The following is an 18308-nucleotide window of genomic DNA, read 5'->3' as shown; positions in this document are numbered from 1 at the left end:
CGCGCAATGCGCACGCCCCCCCTCCGTCACGTCACTTGATGCGGTACCAGTCGGCGACGTTCCAGGTCTCGCTGTCCCAGGTGTTCAGGATCACCCCGCCCAGCGTGTTGGAATGCGCCGACACGCGGCCACGGTCCACCAGCGGGATGATGGTGTAGGTGTCCTTGGTCAGCATGTCGTTCAGCTTCTTGGCCAGCTCATACCGCTTCTCGGGTTCGGCGGTACGGCCCAGTTCCGCCGCCATGGCGTCATAGGCCGGGTCGCAGAAGCGGTTGATGTTCTCGCCCTGCCACTGCGTCTCGGGCCGCGGGGCCTTGTCGCAGGTGTAGGCCGACAGATAGCTGGTCGGATCGGTGCCGTCGAAGTTGTTCGCGTACATCTCGACATCCGCGTAGAACTTCTCGAACGTGTCCGGGCTGTTCGGGTCACCGCCGAAGTAGACGCTGGCGGCCACGTTCTTCAGTTCGGTCTCGATGCCGATTTCCGACCACCACTGCTTGATCAGCGCCTGGAAGTCCTGGCGCACCGCGTTGGTCGAGGTCTGGTACAGAAGCTTGAGCTTCATGCCGTCCTTTTCGCGGATGCCATCGGCGCCCACCGTCCAGCCGGCTTCTTCCAGCAGCGCCTTGGCGCCCTCGATGTCCTGCACCAGGCAGTCGGTGTTGCTCGACGCATAGGCCTCGGGTGCGGGGACCAGGTTGCAGGTCGGGCGGCCGGCACGGCCATAGCCCACTTCGACCAGCAGCTCGCGGTCGATGGCCATCGACAGCGCCTTGCGCACGCGCAGGTCCGACAGGATCGGGTGCGGGTGCTTGGCGGTGGAACGCTCGCCCTCGGGCAGTTCGGGCGAGGGGTTGGTCATGTTGACCTCGATCCGCTCGACCAGCGTGCCGAATGCCGAGATCGCCTGGCCCTTGCCCGCGGCGGCCATGCTGTCGATGACCGAGGGGGCAAGCTGCAGGTTCCACGCATAGTCGAACTCGCCGGTTTCCAGAACCGCGCGGCCCGCGCCCTCGGCATCGCCGCCGCCCTTGAACGTCATCGTGGCAAAGCGCGGCTTGGCCGGATCGCGGTAGTTCGGGTTGGCCTCAAGCTGGATCACGTCATTCGTGCGGAACTCCACCACGCGGAACGGTCCGGTGCCGATCGGGCCGAAGTTCGCATCGGTGCATTCCGGCGCCTTGGCCCCCAGGCAGTCCTTGAACTGCGCCGCCTGAAGGATCGGCGACTGGCCGCCGACCAGCGGGCCGTAGGGGTTCGGACGCGCCTCGCCGAAGGTCACCTTGATGGTGCGGTCGTCGACCGCCTCGACATTCGTCACCCCTTCGTACTTCGACAGCTGCGCGCAGCCGCCTTCCGGATGGGTGCAGTACTGCCAGGTGAACACGGCGTCGGCCGAGGTCACCGGCGTGCCGTCCGACCAGAGCAGCCCTTCCTTCAGCTTCCAGGTGATGCTGGTCAGGTCGGCACTGACGCCGCCGTTGGCCAGCGTCGGGATCTCCTCGGCCAGGAACGGAACCAGCTGGCCGACTTCGTTGTAGCGCGCAAGCGGCTCCAGGATGATGGACGAGGATTCCACATCCTTGGTGCCGCCCGACAGGAACGGGTTCAGGATCGACGGCGCTTGCCAGTAGATGATGCTGACATGGCCGTCAGCGCCGCGTTCCGCCATCGCCGCGGGGGCGAAGGCGAAGGCGGCCGCTGCGCCCATCAGGGCGGTTCTCAGTTTCATGCGGGTTCTCCTTGTTGGATCAGCTCATTGGCCTCGGTCCGGCCGGTTGACCCGGCGCTCTGGGTTTGGGTGTAGAGATGGCAGGCGACAAGGCGCCCGGGTTCCACCTCGGCAATGTCGGGCTTGGTCTCGCGGCAGACCGGCATCACCTCGGGGCAGCGTGTGCAGAAATTGCAGCCCTTCGGCGGGTTTGCGGGCGAGGGCACGTCACCCTTGAGGATGATGCGCTGCCGCGTCGCCTCGCGCACCGGGTCGGGTTCGGGCACGGCGGACAGCAGCGCACGGGCATAGGGGTGCAGCGGCCGGGCGTACAGGGCATCGCGCGGGCTGAGTTCGGCAATCCGTCCCAGATACATCACCGCCACACGATCGGCGATGTGGCGCACCATGGACAGGTCATGGCTGATGAACAGATAGGTCAGCCCGAACCGTTCCTGCAGATCTTCCAGCAGGTTGACCACCTGCGCCTGGATCGACACGTCAAGCGCCGCGATGGGTTCGTCGCAGACGATGAACTTGGGGTTCAGCGCCAGGGCCCGCGCGATCCCGATGCGCTGCCGCTGCCCGCCCGAAAACGCATGGGGATACCGGTTCGCGAAGGCCCGGTTCAGACCCACGGCATCCATCAGCTCCAGCACGCGATCCAGCTTCTGCCGACGCGACAGGCCGGTGTGTTCGTCCAGCGGTTCGCCGATGATGCCCGCCACCGTCATCCGCGGGTTCAGCGAGGCCTGCGGGTCCTGGAACACCATCTGCATCTGCGGGCGCGCCTTGCGCAGGGCGTTCGCGTCCAGCCTGGCGATGTCCTGCCCGCCGATCCGCACCGATCCGGACGTCAGTTCGTAAAGCCGCAGCACCGCGCGGCCGACCGTGGACTTGCCGCACCCGGATTCGCCGACAAGACCAAGGGTTTCGCCCTGCCGGATGTCGAAGGAAACCCCGTCCACCGCCTTGACGTCGCCGGTGTGGCGGCGAAACAGGCCGGTGTGGATGGGAAAGTACATCCGCAGATCCCGAACCTCGACCAGCGGCGGCGCGGCGGCATCAGGCATGGGCGGCCTCCGGCACGGCGGGGGTGGCGGCGACATCGTAATGGCAGGCCATGTCGTGACCCTGGCCCAGCGGCACCCCGTCCAGCGGCCGCCGTCGCGGGTTCTCGCCATCGCAGCGGTCGAAGCGGTAGACGCAGCGCGCGCGGAACGGGCAGGCGGACGGCGCAGCCGACAGGATCGGGGGTTGGCCCTGGATCACCTTCAGCCGCGCCTCGCGCACGCCGGTCAGCGACGGGATCGTCTGCAGCAGCGCCTGCGTATAGGGGTGGCGGGGGTTCGCGAAAAGCTCCCGCACCGGCGCCTGTTCCACCACCTGCCCGCCGTACATCACCATCACCCGGTCGGCGATGCCCGCGATCACGCCAAGATCATGGGTGATCCAGACGATCGCCATGCCCAGCTTCTGCCGCAGGTCCTTCACCAGTTCGATGATCTGCGCCTGGATCGTCACGTCGAGCGCCGTGGTCGGTTCGTCCGCGATCAGCACCTCGGGGTCACAGGCCAGCGCGATGGCAATCATCACCCGCTGCCGCATGCCGCCGGAAAACTGGTGCGGATAGTCCGACAGCCGCCGCCGCGCATCGGGGATGCCCACCAGTTCCAGCAGTTCGACCGCCCGGGCCGCCGCCTGCCGCCGGTCCATGCCAAGATGCTGGCGCAGCGGTTCGGCCAGCTGGTCGCCCACGGTGAACACGGGGTTGAGGCTGGTCATCGGGTCCTGGAACACGAAGCCGATGCGCCGGCCGCGCACGGCCCGCAGTTCCTCGGGCGACATCCGCAGCACATCCTGCCCGCCAAGCAGCACCTCGCCCGCGCGCACCTCGGCCGGCGGAGAGGGCAGCAGGCCCAGCAGCGACATCATGGTGACCGACTTGCCCGAGCCGCTTTCCCCCACAACGCCCAGAAGCTCGCCGGGACGCAGGTGAAAGCTCACGTCATTGACCGCGTGAACCTCGCCCGAACGGGTGCGGAACACGGTCTTCAGCCCCCGGACATCAAGGACGGGCGCAGCCCTGTCGGGCATCAAGTACTCCCCAGACTATTGTTTTTCTTCGTTTTTTTCTGAGACCCGCCTGGGCGGATCCTGTTGGTCTGGCAAGTGTTAGCCATTTTTCTCGGCCCCGCAACATACTTTCGCGGCGGCGATGCTCTTTCCTGTGCGTCATCCACGCGCTGCATGCGCGATTGGCAGGGAAATGCCGCCAAAACGGGAAAATCCGCCGATCCGGGGGATGCAGCGCGCCCGCGCGGCATCTCGCAGACGGGGCGGGCTGCCCGATCACGCACCGACCGGACAGCCGCATGTCGGCCCGATCGGCGAAGCCGTTCCCGACGCGCGTCCCGCCTGTCCGTGGCTCTCCCGCCGATTGTGACGAAATCGTTGCGTGACTGTCACATTGGCTTTAGACCGAGTCGATACTGGCAGGGCACATGCCAGACATGGGAGGAATTCAGATGACCAGACTTCTGCTGTCTTCGGCAGCCTTTGCGCTGTCCGCAGGGGCCCTTTCGGCCCAGACCGAAATCCAGTGGTGGCACGCCATGGGCGGCGAACTGGGCGGCCGGCTCGAGCAGATCGCGGCCACGTTCAACGAAAGCCAGTCGGACTACAAGATCGTGCCGACCTTCAAGGGCACCTATCCCGAAACGCTGACCGCCGCCATCGCCGCCTTCCGGGCGCGCGAACAGCCTGCCATCGTGCAGGTGTTCGAGGTGGGCACGGGCACGATGATGGCTGCCAAGGGCGCGGTCTACCCGGTCTACCAGCTGATGGCCGACCAGGGCGAACCCTTTGACCCCGCTGCCTTCCTGCCGTCCGTCGTGGGCTACTACACCGACACCGAAGGCAACATGCTGTCGATGCCGTTCAACTCGTCCACGCCGATCATGTACTACAACAAGGACGTGTTCGAGAAGGCCGGGCTTGACCGCAACACGCCGCCCAAGACCTGGGAAGAGGTCGAATCGTTCAGCCGCCAGATCGTGTCGTCGGGCGCGGCCCCCTGCGGCCTGACCTCGGCCTGGATCAGCTGGATCCAGACCGAGAACTTCTCGGCCTGGCACAACACCTCCATCGGCACGAACGAGAACGGCTTCGGGGCGATCGACAGCCAGCTGAGCTACAACAACCCGCTGGTTGCGCGCCACTGGGAGAACCTGAAGAAGTGGCAGGACGAGGGGCTGTTCCAGTACGGCGGTCCGGTCGGCGGCAACGATGCGCCGCCCAAGTTCTACGCTCAGGAATGCGCGATCTACATGAACTCGTCGGCGGCGCGCGCGGCCGTGGTCAACAACGCCACCGCGTTCGAGGTCGGCTACGGCATGCTGCCCTATTATGCCGACGTGCAGGGCGCGCCGCAGAACTCGATCATCGGGGGCGCGACGCTGTGGGTGCTTCAGGGCCGCCCGGCCGAGGAATACGCGGGCGTCGCCAAGTTCTTCAGCTACCTGTCGAAGGCGGATGTCCAGGCTGCCTGGGCCGAACCCACCGGCTACCTGCCGATCACGCAGGCGGCCTACGAGTTCTCGAAGAACAACGGCTTCTACGCCGCGAACCCGGGTGCGGAACTGCCGATCCAGCAGATCACGCTGAACGAACCGACCGCCAACTCCAAGGGCCTGCGCTTCGGCAACTACGTGCAGATCCGCGACGTGATCGACCAGGAGTTCCAGGCGCTGCTCGGCGGGTCGAAATCGGCGCAGCAGGCGCTTGACGATGTCGTGGCGCGCGGCAACGCCCTGATCGCCGAGTTCGTGGCGGCGAACCAGTAGGCTCCGGAAGGACCAGGCGGGGCCCGCGCGTGATCGCGGGCCCCGTGCCTTTCCACTCGGGAGCCGACCGATGAAGCGCACGCTGTTCCGCAATCAGCTTCTGCCCTGGCTGCTGCTGGCCCCGCAACTGGCGGTCACGGCGGTGTTCTTTCTGTGGCCCGCGGGGCAGGCCATGTATCAGAGCTTCCTGCGCCAGGACCCGTTCGGTTTCCGGACCACCTTTGTCGGCTTCAGCAACTACAGCGCACTGTGGGCCGATCCGCTGTATCTCGCCTCCTTCAAGGTCACGCTGCTGTTCTCGGTATCGGTCACCATCCTGTCGATGGGTGTCGCGCTGCTGCTTGCCGTCGCCGTGGACCGCATGATCCGGGCCGGAACCACGTATACCACGCTGATCGTCTGGCCCTATGCCGTGGCCCCGGCCATCGCCGGCATCCTCTGGTGGTTCATGTTCAACCCGACCATCGGCATCCTGGCCTATGTGATGAAGGTCATGGGCTACAACTGGAACCACCAGCTGAACGCGGGCAATGCGATGACGCTGATCGTGATCGCCGCGGCATGGAAGCAGGTCAGCTACAACTTCCTGTTCTTCGTCGCGGGCCTGCAATCGATCCCCGCCTCGCTGCGCGAGGCTGCGGCGATCGACGGGGCAGGGCCGGTCAAGCGGTTCTTCACCATCACTCTGCCGCTGCTGGCGCCCACGACCTTCTTCCTGCTGGTCGTCAACGTCGTCTATGCCATGTTCGACACCTTCCCCGTGGTCGATGCCACCACCGAGGGGGGGCCGGCCCAGTCGACCACGATCCTCGTCTACAAGGTCTACAAGGACGGCTTCATCGGGCTGAACCTGGGATCGTCGGCCGCGCAGTCGGTGATCCTGATGGGCATCGTGGTCGTGCTCACCGTGATCCAGTTCCGCTTTGTCGAGCGCAGGGTGAACTACTGATGGTCGAGAATCGCCCCGTCCTGACCTTCCTCGCGCATCTGGTGCTGATCTTCGGCGTGGCGCTGGTGGCCTTCCCGGTCTGGATCGCCTTCGTCGCCTCGACGCACGACCCGGCGCGCTTCATGTCCGGCGTCATCCCGATGTGGCCGGGCGATCATGCGGTCGCGACCTACCGCACCATGCTGACCGCGGGCATCTCGACCTCGGGCGCGCCGCCGGTGTCGCTGATGCTGTGGAACAGCCTTGTCATGGCGGTGCTGATCGCGGTGGGCAAGATCGTGATCTCGCTGACCTCGGCCTTCGCCATCGTCTACTTCCGCTTCCCGTTCCGGCAGGCGGCGTTCTGGTGCATCTTCATCACCCTGATGCTGCCGGTCGAGGTGCGCATCCTGCCGACCTTCGAGGTGGTGGCGAACCTTGGAATGCTGAACAGCTATGCCGGGCTGACGGTTCCGCTGATCGCCTCGGCCACCGCCACCTTCCTGTTCCGGCAGGTGTTCCTGACCATTCCCGACGAACTGACCGAGGCCGCGCGGATCGACGGCGCGGGGCCGCTCAAGTTCTTCCGCGACATCCTGATCCCGCTCAGCCGCACGAACATCGCGGCGCTGTTCGTGATCCTGTTCATCTACGGGTGGAACCAGTACCTCTGGCCGCTGCTGATCACGACCGACGACGGCTATTACACCATCGTTGCGGGCATCAAGCGGATGGCCGAGGAGGCCGAATCCAACCCGCAGTGGAATTTCCTGATGGCGACGGCGGTCATGGCGATGCTGCCGCCGGTTCTGGTGGTGCTGCTGATGCAGCGGCTGTTCGTCAAGGGCCTTGTGGAGACGGAGAAATAGATGGCGGGCATCGCGATCGAGAAGGTGTCGAAGGTCTATGCGGGGGGTGTCGCCGCCGTGCGCGAGGTCTCGGTCGACATCCCCGACGGCGCCTTCGCCGTGCTCGTGGGGCCCTCGGGCTGCGGCAAGTCCACCCTGCTGCGGATGGTGGCGGGGCTCGAACCGATCACCAGCGGCGAAGTGCGCATCGGGGACCGCCGGGTGAACGACCTCGACCCCGCCGACCGCGACATCGCCATGGTGTTCCAGAACTACGCGCTCTACCCGCACATGAGCGTGCGCGAGAACCTCAGCTACGGGCTGCGCAACCGCAGGACGCCGAAAGACGAAATCGCCCGGCGCGTGCAGGCCACCGCCGACATCCTGCAGATCGGCATGCTGCTCGACCGCAAGCCGCGCGCCCTGTCGGGCGGCCAGCGGCAGCGCGTGGCGATGGGCCGTGCCATCGTGCGCGAACCGGCGGCGTTCCTGTTCGACGAACCGCTGTCGAACCTCGACGCCAAGCTGCGGGTGCAGATGCGTGCCGAGATCAAGCAGTTGCAGCGGCGCCTGGGCACCACCAGCATCTATGTCACCCATGACCAGCAGGAGGCCATGACGATGGCCGACAAGCTGATCGTGCTCAACGGTGGCGTGATCGAACAGGAGGGGCGGCCGCTCGACATCTATCGCCAGCCCGCCAGCACCTTCGTTGCCGCATTCATCGGTTCGCCGCCGATGAACCTGCTCGAGGCCCGGGTCGAAGCCGGACGGGTGACGATCGGCGGCGCCGTGGTGGCCGAGGGCGTGGCGCTGCCGGACCGGGCCGTGACGCTGGGCGTGCGCCCCGAGGACCTGGAACCGGGGGCAGGGGGCTTTGACCTGCAGGTGGCCTATGTCGAGGAGATGGGGGCCGAACGGCTGGTTCACGGCACCCACGCGGGCCAGACGGTGATCGTGACGCTGCCGCCCGACTATCCCCTGGGCGACCGCATCCGGCTGTCCGCCCCGCGCGACCGCCTGCACCTCTTCGATGCGGAAACCGGAACGCGCCTGGCCGCCTGAGGCCGCCATGCACGACCGGACCGGCGCCCTTCCGTCGCGTGCCCCGCAGGGCCGGGCCGCGTTCGTTCAGATGATGGCGCTGCGCACCTTGGCCGAAACCCATTCCGACAGGACCACCGTGGCCAGGATCACCACAAGGATCATCGTGACCTGGGGCCAGGCCAGGACGTTCAGCGAGCTTTGCAGCTTCAGGCCCAGCCCGCCCGCCCCCACCAGCCCGAGTATGGCGCTTTCGCGGATGTTGATGTCCCAGCGGAACACCGTGATCCCCCAGAAGGCGGGCAGGATCTGCGGCACGATGCCGTAGTTCAGCACCTGCGCCGGGCTGGCTCCGGTGGCGGTGATCGCCTCGATCTGGCGGACATCGGTTTCCTCGATCGCCTCATACAGCAGCTTTCCGATGAACCCGACCGATCGCAGGCCGATGGCGATGATCCCGGCCAGCAGTCCCGGCCCGAGGATCGCCACCAGCAGGAGCGCCCAGATCAGCGAGTTGATCGAGCGCGAGGCCACGATGACGAACAGCGCCACCGGCCGCAGGAACAGCACCGAAGGCGAGGTATTGCGCGCCGCGAGAAAGGCGGTCGGCACGGCCAGGATGACTCCCAGCGCGGTGCCCAGCGTCGCCATGTTCAGCGTGTCCCACAGCGGGATCAGCAGTTCCGGCAGATAGGACAGGCGCGGCGGGAACATCCGGTCGCCGATGTCGGCGGCCTGCCGGGGGGCATCCCAGACGAACATCCAGATCGTGTTGGCCGTCATGACCTGCCAGCAGTAGACGAACAGCGCGACCAGGCACAGCCAGCCGAACCACAGCGCCAGGCGCGCGCGCGGGCTGCGGAACTGCCAGGTATCGGGAAACCGCGTCATTGCAGGAACTTCCGCAGGTAGGACGACGAATACTCCGCCACCATCACGATGGCGATGATGATCAGCAGGATCGCCCCCGCGCTGTCATACTCATAGCGGTCGATGGCCGTGTTCAGAGTCCCGCCGATCCCGCCCGCGCCCACGATGCCGATCACGGCGCTTTCGCGGAAATTGATGTCGAGCCGGTAGAGCGACAACCCGATCAGCCGCGGCATGACCTGCGGCTGGATCGCGTAATTCACCAGTTGCAGCCAGCTGGCCCCGGTCGCGCGGATCGCCTCGGCCTGCGCCTCGTCGATATCCTCGATATCTTCGGCCAGCAGCTTCGAGATGAAGCCGATCGTGGCAAAGCTCAGCGTCAGGAACCCGGCGAACGGGCCGAAGCCGAACATGGCGACAAGAAAGATCGCGATGATCACCTCTTGCAGGGCACGGCTGACGGCAATGATGCTGCGACAGATGTAGTAGACCCAGGCGGGCGCCAGGTTCCGTGCCGCGCCGATCCCGATCGGAACCGATATCGCGACCCCCACGACGGTCGAGGTCAGCGTGATCGTCAGGCTTTCGATCAGCCCGTTCGAGATGTCCTTCCATCGCGACGAAAAGTCGGGCTGAAGAAAGCCCCGGATGAATCGCATGCCCCGCTCGCCACCCTCGACAATGCGGGCCCAGTTCATCTCGACACTGCCGAGGCCGAGCACCAGATAGGCCAGCACGGCAACGGTCAGCACCAGCCGCCACCGGCGGTCGGTCACGATCTGCGGCGGTCGGCGCCACGTGGTGGGGTAGCTCGTCATCCGCTGATCGCCGCCAGCCGGGCGACGGCCTCGGCCTCTGCCAGGCGGTCGGCTTCGCCCTCCTTGCGCATGGCCGTCCAGTCCTCCGCGCCGTAGATCGTCGTCAGCACGCTTTCGGTCAGCTGCTCGGGTGAACCGTCAAACACGATGCGTCCCGCGCGCAGGCCGATGATGCGCTGCATGAACTGCTGCGCCAGGGGCACGTCATGGATGTTGACGATCGCGGGCAGGCCCCGCTCGGCGCAGATCTCGATCAGCAGCCGCATGATCTGGCGGCTCGTCTTGGGATCAAGGCTTGCCGTCGGTTCGTCCACCAGCAGCAGTTCCGGTTCCTGGCTCAGCGCCCGGGCGATGCCCACCCGTTGCCGCTGCCCGCCCGACAGCGCATCGGCGCGCTTGTCCGCCTGGTCCATCAGCCCGACGCGGTCCAGCAGCCGGTAGGCCCGTTCGATGTCCTGCGGCGGAAACCGGCGGGTGAAGCTCTGCCAGAACGACACGTATCCCAGACGCCCGGACAGCACGTTCTCCATCACCGTCAACCGCTCGACCAGCGCATATTCCTGAAAGATCATGCCGATCCGCCGGCGTTGCTGCCGCAGCGCGCGGGTGCCAAGCCCCGTCAGCTCGGTGCCCGAAAGAAAGATCCGCCCGCCGGTGGGTTCCACCAGACGGTTGATGCAGCGCAGCAGCGTCGACTTTCCCGCCCCCGACGGCCCGATCAGGCCAACCACCTGCCCCTTCGGCACCGTCAGGCTGACCTCTGCCAGCGCCTTGTCCCCGGTGCGATAGGTCTTGGTCAGGTCGGTCAGCGTGAGCATGCGTATGTCCCTGGTGCGCAAGGAAAATGCGGGCGGTTTGGACCGCCCGCATCCGTGGTCTGTCCGTCGTTCACTGGCAGGCGTAGGACACGCCGGTTGCCGCGTCGATCTGGCGGATCACCGACCAGTTGTCCTTGAAGGTGATCGGGATGAACTGTTCCTCGCCCGACTTCGAGAACTCCTCTGCCAGCGACGTGCCTTCCCAGTTGAAGCCGAAGAAGCCTTCCTTGATCTTCTCCTGCAGCTCCGGCGTCAGGTTGTGCGCGACGCCGTAGCCGGTGGTCGGAAAGGTTTCCGACTTGTAGATCGAGATGATCTGGTCCGCCTTGATCACGTCACGCTCGATCATCCGGGTCATGACCGAATTCGCGATGGCCGCGGCCGGGTAGTCCTTGTTGGCCACGCCGAGGATCGAGTTGTCGTGCTTGCCCGAGAACACCGGCTCGAAGTCGGTTCCCGCCTTCAGGCCGTAGACCGACTCCAGCAGCGCCGACGGCGCCTTGAAGCCCGAGTTCGAGGTTTCCGAGGTGAAGGCCAGCTTCTTGCCCTTCAGGTCCTCGACCTTCTCGATGCCCGAACCGGGATGGGTGATGATCTCCATCTCGTAGCCGAAGCTGCCATCCTTGGCCGCCATCATCGCAAAGGGGCGGAAGCCCGCACAGGCCACGGCCAGCGGGTTCGACCCGGTGTTGAAGCCCGAGATGTGCAGACGGCCGGCGCGCATCGCCTCGATCTGGGCGGCGTTGCTGTCGATCGGGAAGAACTGGACCTTCTTGCCGGTCACGGTTTCCATGTGGGCGATGAAGTCGGCCCAGGCTTCGGCATAGACGGCGGGGTCTTCGACAGGGGTATATGCAAAGATCAGCGTGTCGGGATCGACAAGCTGGGCGGGATCGGACGGGATGTCCGCGATCATGTCGCCGTCGGCATCGGTGTAGCGGGCATCAAGGGCGAATTCGGCCTGCGCCGCCGTCGCCAAGACCATCGCGGCCACGGAAAGAAGAAGAGTTTTCATGGGGGGTGATCCTTCGCTGCAGTTCCCGTCCGCCCTACGGACAAAAGCTCAACCTGATGCGACGAATTTGTGACGCTTCCGCAAAATCGCCCGGTCCCGGGGCACGCCCGGGAAGCGGGCAGCCCGTGCCATCCGATGCCGTATGGCGCCCGCCCGCCCGCTATCCGGCTCCGGCCGCCAGTCGTCTTGCCAGCACCAGCGCCAGTATCACCGCCGCGACAAGGAACACCGCACCGACCATCCACGCGGTCGGCGTGGCGTGGATCTCGGCGACCGCTCCCGCCAGGACCAGCCCTGTCGCCGCCCCGAGTTGCTGGATGAGCGAACGAAGCGACAGCATCGTGGACCTCTGACGATCCTCCACGCAGCGATGCAGGATGCTGCTCGCAGGTGTCTCGCTCGCGCCGAGAAGGATCGAATACAGGACAAAGACGCCCACAAATCCCGCGATCCCCCCCTGCATCGCCAGGGCGACCTGAACGACCGCGAGGCATGCAAGGATCGCCGCCAGCGTGACGGCATGGCGACGCCGGAACATCCTGCCCAGATGGGGTGACAGCGACGCCCCGACGGCAATCGCGAAGAAGTAACCGGCCGTCAAAGCGCCAATCGCCGTGTTGGCATACTCCACGTCCAGCATGGGCTTGGCATGGGTCGGCCAGATCACCTCGACCGGGTTTGTCGCCATCAGGAACAGGGCCAGGGTCGCCAGAAGCATCGAAAGTGTCGGATGTCTCATTGCCAGGACACTGGCCTCGGCAATCACCGACGGGATCCTGGCGAACCCTTGCGCCAGTGCCTTGGGGTTCCGGGGGCGCGGGTCTTCGGTGATTGCGACCATGGTGTAGATCAGCACGCCGACCATCGCGACGAAGCTTGCGGCATAGGACACATCGTAGATGCTGATCCCGTGCCGAAGGCCCATCGCGCCCATCGCATCCGGCAAGAGACCCCCCAGAACGGCACCGACCGCCAGGCCCATCGCATTGGCCCATTGCGCCTTCGCAAGGGCGGGTTGCACATCCACATGCGGCGCAGCGGCCCTGAAGCCTTCGACAAACCACGCATCAAGCGTGCCTGACCGCAGGGCGCGTCCGAATCCGATGAAGGCGAAGGAAAGCGCCAGCACGGCAAAGTCGCTGGACGACAGGAAAAGCGCCACCGAAACCAGACTGGCAACAACCGCCGCAAGGAAGACCGGCTTGCGGCCGATGTTGTCCGCCAGACCGCCGAAGGGCAGTTCCATCGCCATGGTCGTAAGCGCGTAGACACCGAAAAGCAGCGAAATCTGGAACAGGTCCATGCCGCGATCCGTCAGCGCCAGTGCGACCACGGCCACGGTCAGCCCCATGGCAAGACGGTCAAGAAACTGGTGGACCTGGAACACCCGGATGTGGCGTCGTGCCGTGTCCGTCAAGGCTTTGAAAGAGAACTCGATTTCTGTCGGCATGGCGGCAGCATCCGCCTTTGCCGACCCCTGCGCAATGGCGCATCCCGAAAAAGCGGATCGTGCCTGCCACCGGGCTTTCGCACAGCCGACGGTGCCCGGCCATTCCTGCCGCTGCGACAACCGCCGGCGCACCCCGTCTGCGCCCCCCCGATCCCTAACAAACCCTTAACGCCGACACCCCAACCCATTGAAATCATTCAGGCTGGCAGGGCGTCCCATCGTGGGACGCCCCCGGGGACGGCTCAGCCCAGCAGTGCCCGCACCTTGGCCGCCACGGCCTCGGCGGTGATCCCGAACTCGCGGTACAGCACCTCGGCCGGCGCCGAGGCGCCAAAGCCGTGCATGCCGACAAAGCCCGACTTCTCGCGCTTGCCGCCCTCGCCGTAGAGCCAGCGGTCCCAGCCAAAGCGGACCCCGGCCTCGACCGCGACGCGGACCGGCCCGGGCGGCAGGACCTTGCGGCGGTAGGCTGCGTCCTGCTCCTCGAACAGTTCCCAGCAGGGGAAGGACACGACGCGGGTTCCGATGCCCTCGGCCTCCAGCAGGGCGCGGGCGGCCATCGCGATCTCGACCTCGGACCCGGTGGCCATCAGGATCGCCCGGCGCGGCGCCCCGGCCTCGGCCAGAACATAGGCGCCCCGCGCCACTTCGTTCCGCCGCCCCGCAGTGTCGCGCAGCGCGGGCAGGTTCTGCCGCGACAGGGCCAGCACGCTGGGGGTCTTGTCCCGGGTCAGCGCGATCTCCCAGGCCTCGGCGGTTTCCACCAGATCGGCGGGGCGGATGACCAGAAGGTTCGGGATCGCACGCAGCGCGGCCAGATGCTCGACCGGCTGGTGGGTCGGCCCATCCTCGCCCAGGCCGATCGAATCGTGCGTCATCACATGCACCACGGGAATCCCCATCAGCGCGGCCAGCCGGATCGCAGGGCGGGAATAGTCGGCAAAGCACATGAAGGTGCCGCCGTAGGGGCGAACCCCGCCATGCAGCGCCATGCCGTTCATCGCCGCCGCCATGCCATGCTCGCGGATCCCGTAGTGGATGTAGCGGCCCTTGCGGCTGTCGAGGTCGAACACGCCGAGATCGGGCGTGCGGGTGTTGTTCGAGCCGGTCAGGTCGGCCGAGCCGCCGATGGTTTCCGGCATCACCGGGTTGACCGCCTTGAGCACCGCCTCCGACGCCGCGCGGGTGGCAAGCTTGGGCTTCTTCTCGACCGCCTCGCGCTTGACCGCCGCGATGGCCGAGGCCAGCCGCTTCGGCACCTCGCCCGCCATCACCCGCAGGAATTCGGCCCGCCGCCGTTCGGGCAGCGCATCCAGCCGCGCCTGCCACTCCGCCCGCGCGGCGCCGCCCCGTGCGCCCGTCGCGGCCCAGTCGGCACGCACGTCGTCGGGAATGTGGAAGGCGGGATAGTCCCAGCCGTAGGCGGCCTTGGTATCCGCGATCAGCTTTGCATCGGTCAGCGCGCCGTGGCCCTTGGCCGTGTCCTGCGCCGCGGAGCCGAGCGCGATATGGGTGGTGCAGACCACCAGAACCGGGCGGTCGGCCCTTCTCGCGGCGGTCAGCGCGCGGTCGATGTCGGCCGGGTCGTGCCCGTCGCAGTCCAGCACCGCCCAGCCCGAGGCCGCAAAGCGCGCCTTCTGGTCGGTCGCATCGGCGATCGACACCTTGCCGTCGATGGTGATGCCGTTGTTGTCCCACAGCACGATCAGCCGCGACAGGCGCTGCCGCCCGGCAAGGGCGATGGCCTCCTGGCTGACGCCCTCCATCAGGCAGCCGTCGCCCGCGATCACCCAGGTCCGGTGATCGACGATCCCCCGTCCGAACCGGGCCCGGAGCGACTCCTCGGCGATGGCGAAGCCCACGGCGTTGGCGATGCCCTGGCCCAGCGGGCCGGTGGTGGTTTCCACCCCCGTGGCATGGCCGTACTCCGGATGGCCCGCGGTGATCGCGCCCCACTGCCGGAAGTTGCGGATCTGGTCGAGCGTCATGTCGGCATGGCCGGTCAGGTGCAGCAGGCTGTAGATCAGCATCGACCCGTGGCCCGCCGACAGGATGAAGCGGTCACGGTCGGCCCAGTGCGGCGCGGCAGGGTCAAAGCGCAGGTGGTTCGAGAACAGCACCGTGGCGACGTCGGCCATGCCCATCGGCATGCCGGAATGCCCCGAGTTCGCCGCCGCCACCGCATCGAGCGTCAGCGTGCGGATGGCTGCCGCCATGCGCCAGTGGCGGGGGTTCTGTTCGCGCAGGCGGGCGATGTCCATCGGCAGGTCCTTCGGCTGGGGGCAGGGCGGGCAGGGGGCCCGTGCGGTCCATACCAGCAACGCCGCCAAGATCAAGTCATGGGGCAGTTCGTCGCTGCCTGTCGCGTTCCTGTCAAATTGCGACTTGCGATGCGCGGGCGGGGGTGGCAGCGTGACCGCCAAGGCGCCCGCCAGCGGCGGCAGGAGAGCAGACAGGAAAGGCCCGCGCCATGTCCGATGAAAGTCCGATCGCCCAACACGAACGGCGGCTTTCCGCCGCGCTTGACCGCATTTCGAAGGCGGTGGACCGGATGGCGGCGGTGCCCGCCGCTGCGACCCCGCCCCGCCGCGCAGCGGCGGCCGCCGAACCCGGCGCTGCCGCCGAGATCGCGCGCCTGACCGAGGCGCTGGAGTCCGAGCGGGCCGCCAATGCGCAGCTGACCGAACGCTACAAGCGGCTGCGCGAGCGCAATGGCCTGATCCGGTCGCAGACCGATGCCCGCGTCGAGACGATGACCCAGCAGCTTGACCTGCAGGGGCTGGAGCTGACGCGGATGAAGAAGGTCACCATCCAGCTGCGCGAGACGCTGCGCGCGATGACCGAGGCGGCCGCGGCCGGCGCGACCGAACCGCATCTGATCAACAAGGCGATGCTTGCCGAGCTTGAGGCGCTGCGGGCGCAGCGCCATGCCGAGGTGCTGGAGATGGACGAGATCCTGACCGCGCTTGCCCCCCTTGTCGAGGAGGCCGAGACCGATGCCTGAACTGGAAATCACCATCGGGGGGCGGCCGTTTCGCGTGGCCTGCCAGGATGGCGAGGAGCATTTTCTGCGCACCGCGGCGCAGATGCTCGACGCCGAGGCCCAGCCGCTGATCGCGCAGCTGGGCCGGATGCCCGAGGCGCGGATGCTTCTGATGGCGGGCCTGATGCTGGCCGACCGCACGGCGGCGGTCGAGGATGACCTGCGACGCCTGAAGACCCGGCTTGCCGAGCTCGAGGCGCGGCCCCTGCCTGCGCCCGAGCGGATCGAGGTCGCGGTGATCCCGCCGCAAGTGACCGAGACGCTGGCCGAACTGGCAGCCCGTGCCGAGGCACTGGCCGCGCAGGCGGAGGAGAGGCTGAAGTCGGCATGATCCGCTGCGGGGCGGCGATGCTATGCTGCGCGATCGGCGCTGCGGCCATGACCCCGGCCGTCGCGGACGACCTGGTCAGCACGACCTATGGCTGCGATCGGGGCGTCGAGATTCGCGCCTGGTATTTCGGGGCAGGCGACCGGCGCCATGCGATCCTTGACCTGCCGCAGGGGGTTACGCTGTTCGAACTGCGTGCCGAGATGGGCGACGGCGCCGAATGGGTGGAACCCGGCGGGCTGGCGGCCGGGCTGATCTGGCGCACCAAGGGATGGGACGCACATCTGGCGCATGTGGCCTTTCGTGACTGGCGCACCGGCGAGGTGGAGCCCGAGAGGGTCGTGATCGACGGCTGCGGGGAATTGGGATGAGGCTGCTGCTGGCCGCGATCCTGATGCTGCCGGGGGTGGCGACGGCCGATCCGGAGTACCGCCGCTACGTTTGCCGCAGCGGCATCGACGTTGCGGTCGCGGCGATCCCCGGCGATGGCGGAAGCGTGCTCGTCATGGCGCCCGAGGGACGGCAGGTCATCCTGTTGCCCGCACCGTCGGGGGCGGCGGCGGTGTCGCTGCATGTCGAGACGCCCGAGTGGGCACATGCCGACGGGCGCTACCTGTGGCGCGAGCGCGAGAAGTCGGCCGATGAACTGGCCGACCCGTCGCGCCTGGCCTGGGTGGTCGAACTGGGCTGGCGGACGGCGAGGGGCGAGACGCTGGTCGACATGTGCCGCAGGCTGCCAGGCTGAGGCGCGCGCGCCCCGCCCGGGCCTGCGGTTCAGGCGTTGGCCTTGCGGATTTCCTCGGCCTTGGCCTTGTCATAGGCCACGCCCTTGGCCTCGAACAGCGCGTCGAGCTCGCCCGACAGCGTCATCTCGGTGACGATGTCGCAGCCGCCGACGAATTCGCCCTTGACGTAAAGCTGAGGGATCGTCGGCCAGTCGGAAAAATCCTTGATGCCCTGCCGGATATCGGGGTCGGCCAGCACGTTCACATCGGCGAATTCGACGCCCATGTAGTTGAGCACGCCCGCCACGCGGGACGAGAACCCGCATTGCGGCATCATCTTGGTGCCCTTCATGTAGAGCACCACGTCGTTCTTCTCGATCGTGTCCTTGATCCGGTCCTGCGCGGTCATCGCCCTGTCCTTCCGTTCCTGTGCTGCCCGGCGGTCACGCGGACGCGAACCCGCCGCCCTCCGCCCGGGCCGTCATCGTCATCATCTTCGTCTTTTCCGCGCGACTGGCCGGCGATCATCACCACCGCCAGAACCACCAGTGCAGCCAGCGCGATCCAGACCATCACTCGGGTGCCTTCGTCGTCAGCGCGAGGGCGTGCAACTCGCCGTGCGCGCCAGCCATCTTGCCCTTCAGCGCGGCATAGACCGCGCGCTGCTGCTGCACGCGGTTCTGGCCGCGAAAGCTTTCGTCGATCACCTCGGCGGCGAAATGCTGGCCATCGTCGCCCTCGACCCGGATGCGGGCGTTCGGAAAGGCGGCGCGGATGAGGTTCTCGATGTCCTGGGCTTCGATCGGCATGGGTCCGTCCTGCGGTTCAGGGGGAATCTAGGGCCGCCACGCGGCGGCTGCAAGCG

The 18308-nt window shown here is 67.0% G+C and carries 20 protein-coding genes; 8 read left to right on the top strand and 12 right to left on the bottom strand.

Annotation, left to right across the window (positions count from 1 at the left end):
* Positions 1 to 31: 31 nt before the first annotated feature.
* The 3 genes from KF887_13390 to KF887_13380 are packed head-to-tail and all read right to left on the bottom strand — an operon-like array spanning position 32 to position 3808.
* Positions 32 to 1732 carry a peptide ABC transporter substrate-binding protein gene (locus KF887_13390; protein ID QYK40413.1) on the bottom strand — a complete coding sequence of 567 codons (1701 nt, stop codon included), beginning with the start codon at positions 1730 to 1732 and terminating at the stop codon, positions 32 to 34.
* A complete protein-coding gene (locus KF887_13385; GenBank protein ID QYK40412.1) occupies positions 1729 to 2784 on the bottom strand; it encodes a dipeptide ABC transporter ATP-binding protein in 1056 nt (351 codons plus the stop codon). Before KF887_13385 ends, KF887_13390 begins: the two co-directional genes overlap by 4 nt.
* Entirely contained in the window at positions 2777 to 3808 is a 1032-nt protein-coding gene (locus KF887_13380; protein ID QYK40411.1) for an ABC transporter ATP-binding protein, read from the bottom strand. The genes KF887_13385 and KF887_13380 overlap by 8 nt, the downstream gene beginning before the upstream one ends.
* A 431-nt stretch (positions 3809 to 4239) precedes the next feature.
* Here KF887_13380 and ugpB point away from each other — a divergent pair, with 431 nt between their 5' ends.
* The 4 genes from ugpB (at position 4240) to ugpC (ending at position 8397) form a co-directional block, all read left to right on the top strand.
* Complete coding sequence (gene ugpB, locus KF887_13375; GenBank protein QYK40410.1) at positions 4240 to 5556, top strand: sn-glycerol-3-phosphate ABC transporter substrate-binding protein UgpB; 1317 nt, start codon at positions 4240 to 4242, stop codon at positions 5554 to 5556.
* 70 nt (positions 5557 to 5626) lie between these two features.
* The gene (gene ugpA / locus KF887_13370; protein ID QYK40409.1) at positions 5627 to 6505 is read left to right on the top strand and encodes a sn-glycerol-3-phosphate ABC transporter permease UgpA; all 879 of its coding nucleotides are present in this window, start codon (positions 5627 to 5629) and stop codon (positions 6503 to 6505) included.
* Entirely contained in the window at positions 6505 to 7353 is an 849-nt protein-coding gene (ugpE, locus tag KF887_13365) for a sn-glycerol-3-phosphate ABC transporter permease UgpE (GenBank protein QYK40408.1), read from the top strand. Before ugpA ends, ugpE begins: the two co-directional genes overlap by 1 nt.
* Positions 7354 to 8397 (top strand): sn-glycerol-3-phosphate ABC transporter ATP-binding protein UgpC, encoded by a 1044-nt coding sequence (gene ugpC / locus KF887_13360; protein ID QYK40407.1) that lies wholly within the window; start codon positions 7354 to 7356, stop codon positions 8395 to 8397.
* A gap of 66 nt (positions 8398 to 8463) precedes the next feature.
* Here ugpC and phnE (KF887_13355) read toward each other — a convergent pair whose 3' ends face one another.
* The 6 genes from phnE (KF887_13355) to tkt form a co-directional block, all read right to left on the bottom strand.
* On the bottom strand, positions 8464 to 9267 hold the full coding sequence (phnE, locus tag KF887_13355) for a phosphonate ABC transporter, permease protein PhnE (GenBank protein ID QYK40406.1): 804 nt from the start codon (positions 9265 to 9267) through the stop codon (positions 8464 to 8466).
* Positions 9264 to 10064: a phosphonate ABC transporter, permease protein PhnE gene (phnE, locus tag KF887_13350; GenBank protein QYK40405.1), complete on the bottom strand. Its 801-nt coding sequence runs from the start codon at positions 10062 to 10064 to the stop codon at positions 9264 to 9266. Before phnE (KF887_13350) ends, phnE (KF887_13355) begins: the two co-directional genes overlap by 4 nt.
* Positions 10061 to 10882, bottom strand: a complete 822-nt coding sequence (gene phnC / locus KF887_13345; protein QYK40404.1) for a phosphonate ABC transporter ATP-binding protein — start codon at positions 10880 to 10882, stop codon at positions 10061 to 10063. Before phnC ends, phnE (KF887_13350) begins: the two co-directional genes overlap by 4 nt.
* A 70-nt stretch (positions 10883 to 10952) precedes the next feature.
* Entirely contained in the window at positions 10953 to 11897 is a 945-nt protein-coding gene (phnD, locus tag KF887_13340; protein ID QYK40403.1) for a phosphate/phosphite/phosphonate ABC transporter substrate-binding protein, read from the bottom strand.
* Positions 11898 to 12057: 160 nt separating this feature from the next.
* The gene (locus KF887_13335) at positions 12058 to 13347 is read right to left on the bottom strand and encodes an MFS transporter (GenBank protein QYK40402.1); all 1290 of its coding nucleotides are present in this window, start codon (positions 13345 to 13347) and stop codon (positions 12058 to 12060) included.
* 242 nt (positions 13348 to 13589) lie between these two features.
* Positions 13590 to 15608 (bottom strand): transketolase, encoded by a 2019-nt coding sequence (gene tkt / locus KF887_13330; protein QYK40401.1) that lies wholly within the window; start codon positions 15606 to 15608, stop codon positions 13590 to 13592.
* Between the two features lie 209 nt (positions 15609 to 15817).
* On the opposite strand from tkt, the gene KF887_13325 reads away from it, so the two are divergent.
* From KF887_13325 to KF887_13310, 4 genes are read left to right on the top strand one after another with little or no spacing between them, the layout of a single operon-like run.
* Positions 15818 to 16351, top strand: a complete 534-nt coding sequence (locus KF887_13325) for a hypothetical protein (protein QYK40400.1) — start codon at positions 15818 to 15820, stop codon at positions 16349 to 16351.
* Positions 16344 to 16721, top strand: a complete 378-nt coding sequence (locus tag KF887_13320) for a cell division protein ZapA (GenBank protein QYK40399.1) — start codon at positions 16344 to 16346, stop codon at positions 16719 to 16721. The genes KF887_13325 and KF887_13320 overlap by 8 nt, the downstream gene beginning before the upstream one ends.
* A 47-nt stretch (positions 16722 to 16768) precedes the next feature.
* Positions 16769 to 17089, top strand: a complete 321-nt coding sequence (locus KF887_13315) for a hypothetical protein (GenBank protein QYK40398.1) — start codon at positions 16769 to 16771, stop codon at positions 17087 to 17089.
* Positions 17086 to 17463 (top strand): hypothetical protein, encoded by a 378-nt coding sequence (locus KF887_13310; protein QYK40397.1) that lies wholly within the window; start codon positions 17086 to 17088, stop codon positions 17461 to 17463. The genes KF887_13315 and KF887_13310 overlap by 4 nt, the downstream gene beginning before the upstream one ends.
* 29 nt (positions 17464 to 17492) lie before the next feature.
* Here KF887_13310 and grxD read toward each other — a convergent pair whose 3' ends face one another.
* From grxD to KF887_13295, 3 genes are read right to left on the bottom strand one after another with little or no spacing between them, the layout of a single operon-like run.
* A complete protein-coding gene (gene grxD / locus KF887_13305; protein ID QYK40396.1) occupies positions 17493 to 17852 on the bottom strand; it encodes a Grx4 family monothiol glutaredoxin in 360 nt (119 codons plus the stop codon).
* Positions 17849 to 18016, bottom strand: coding sequence for a hypothetical protein (locus tag KF887_13300; GenBank protein ID QYK40395.1), 168 nt, complete (start codon positions 18014 to 18016; stop codon positions 17849 to 17851). The genes grxD and KF887_13300 overlap by 4 nt, the downstream gene beginning before the upstream one ends.
* Positions 18016 to 18252 (bottom strand): BolA family transcriptional regulator, encoded by a 237-nt coding sequence (locus KF887_13295; GenBank protein QYK40394.1) that lies wholly within the window; start codon positions 18250 to 18252, stop codon positions 18016 to 18018. The genes KF887_13300 and KF887_13295 overlap by 1 nt, the downstream gene beginning before the upstream one ends.
* Positions 18253 to 18308 lie beyond the last annotated feature (56 nt).

The sequence above is a fragment of the Paracoccaceae bacterium genome (genome assembly GCA_019454225.1).
Taxonomy (GTDB): domain Bacteria; phylum Pseudomonadota; class Alphaproteobacteria; order Rhodobacterales; family Rhodobacteraceae.
The sequence above is the reverse complement of the archived record's forward strand: the minus strand, read 5'-3'. Positions and strand labels throughout refer to the sequence as shown.

Bases quoted from the DNA above. Each gene is read 5' to 3' on its own strand.
- KF887_13390 (QYK40413.1), bottom strand. From the start codon at position 1,732: ATGAAACTGAGAACCGCCCTGATGGGCGCAGCGGCCGCCTTCGCCTTC.
- KF887_13385 (QYK40412.1), bottom strand. From the start codon at position 2,784: ATGCCTGATGCCGCCGCGCCGCCGCTGGTCGAGGTTCGGGATCTGCGG.
- KF887_13380 (QYK40411.1), bottom strand. From the start codon at position 3,808: ATGCCCGACAGGGCTGCGCCCGTCCTTGATGTCCGGGGGCTGAAGACC.
- ugpB (QYK40410.1), top strand. From the start codon at position 4,240: ATGACCAGACTTCTGCTGTCTTCGGCAGCCTTTGCGCTGTCCGCAGGG.
- ugpA (QYK40409.1), top strand. From the start codon at position 5,627: ATGAAGCGCACGCTGTTCCGCAATCAGCTTCTGCCCTGGCTGCTGCTG.
- ugpE (QYK40408.1), top strand. From the start codon at position 6,505: ATGGTCGAGAATCGCCCCGTCCTGACCTTCCTCGCGCATCTGGTGCTG.
- ugpC (QYK40407.1), top strand. From the start codon at position 7,354: ATGGCGGGCATCGCGATCGAGAAGGTGTCGAAGGTCTATGCGGGGGGT.
- phnE (QYK40406.1), bottom strand. From the start codon at position 9,267: ATGACGCGGTTTCCCGATACCTGGCAGTTCCGCAGCCCGCGCGCGCGC.
- phnE (QYK40405.1), bottom strand. From the start codon at position 10,064: ATGACGAGCTACCCCACCACGTGGCGCCGACCGCCGCAGATCGTGACC.
- phnC (QYK40404.1), bottom strand. From the start codon at position 10,882: ATGCTCACGCTGACCGACCTGACCAAGACCTATCGCACCGGGGACAAG.
- phnD (QYK40403.1), bottom strand. From the start codon at position 11,897: ATGAAAACTCTTCTTCTTTCCGTGGCCGCGATGGTCTTGGCGACGGCG.
- KF887_13335 (QYK40402.1), bottom strand. From the start codon at position 13,347: ATGCCGACAGAAATCGAGTTCTCTTTCAAAGCCTTGACGGACACGGCA.
- tkt (QYK40401.1), bottom strand. From the start codon at position 15,608: ATGGACATCGCCCGCCTGCGCGAACAGAACCCCCGCCACTGGCGCATG.
- KF887_13325 (QYK40400.1), top strand. From the start codon at position 15,818: ATGTCCGATGAAAGTCCGATCGCCCAACACGAACGGCGGCTTTCCGCC.
- KF887_13320 (QYK40399.1), top strand. From the start codon at position 16,344: ATGCCTGAACTGGAAATCACCATCGGGGGGCGGCCGTTTCGCGTGGCC.
- KF887_13315 (QYK40398.1), top strand. From the start codon at position 16,769: ATGACCCCGGCCGTCGCGGACGACCTGGTCAGCACGACCTATGGCTGC.
- KF887_13310 (QYK40397.1), top strand. From the start codon at position 17,086: ATGAGGCTGCTGCTGGCCGCGATCCTGATGCTGCCGGGGGTGGCGACG.
- grxD (QYK40396.1), bottom strand. From the start codon at position 17,852: ATGACCGCGCAGGACCGGATCAAGGACACGATCGAGAAGAACGACGTG.
- KF887_13300 (QYK40395.1), bottom strand. From the start codon at position 18,016: ATGGTCTGGATCGCGCTGGCTGCACTGGTGGTTCTGGCGGTGGTGATG.
- KF887_13295 (QYK40394.1), bottom strand. From the start codon at position 18,252: ATGCCGATCGAAGCCCAGGACATCGAGAACCTCATCCGCGCCGCCTTT.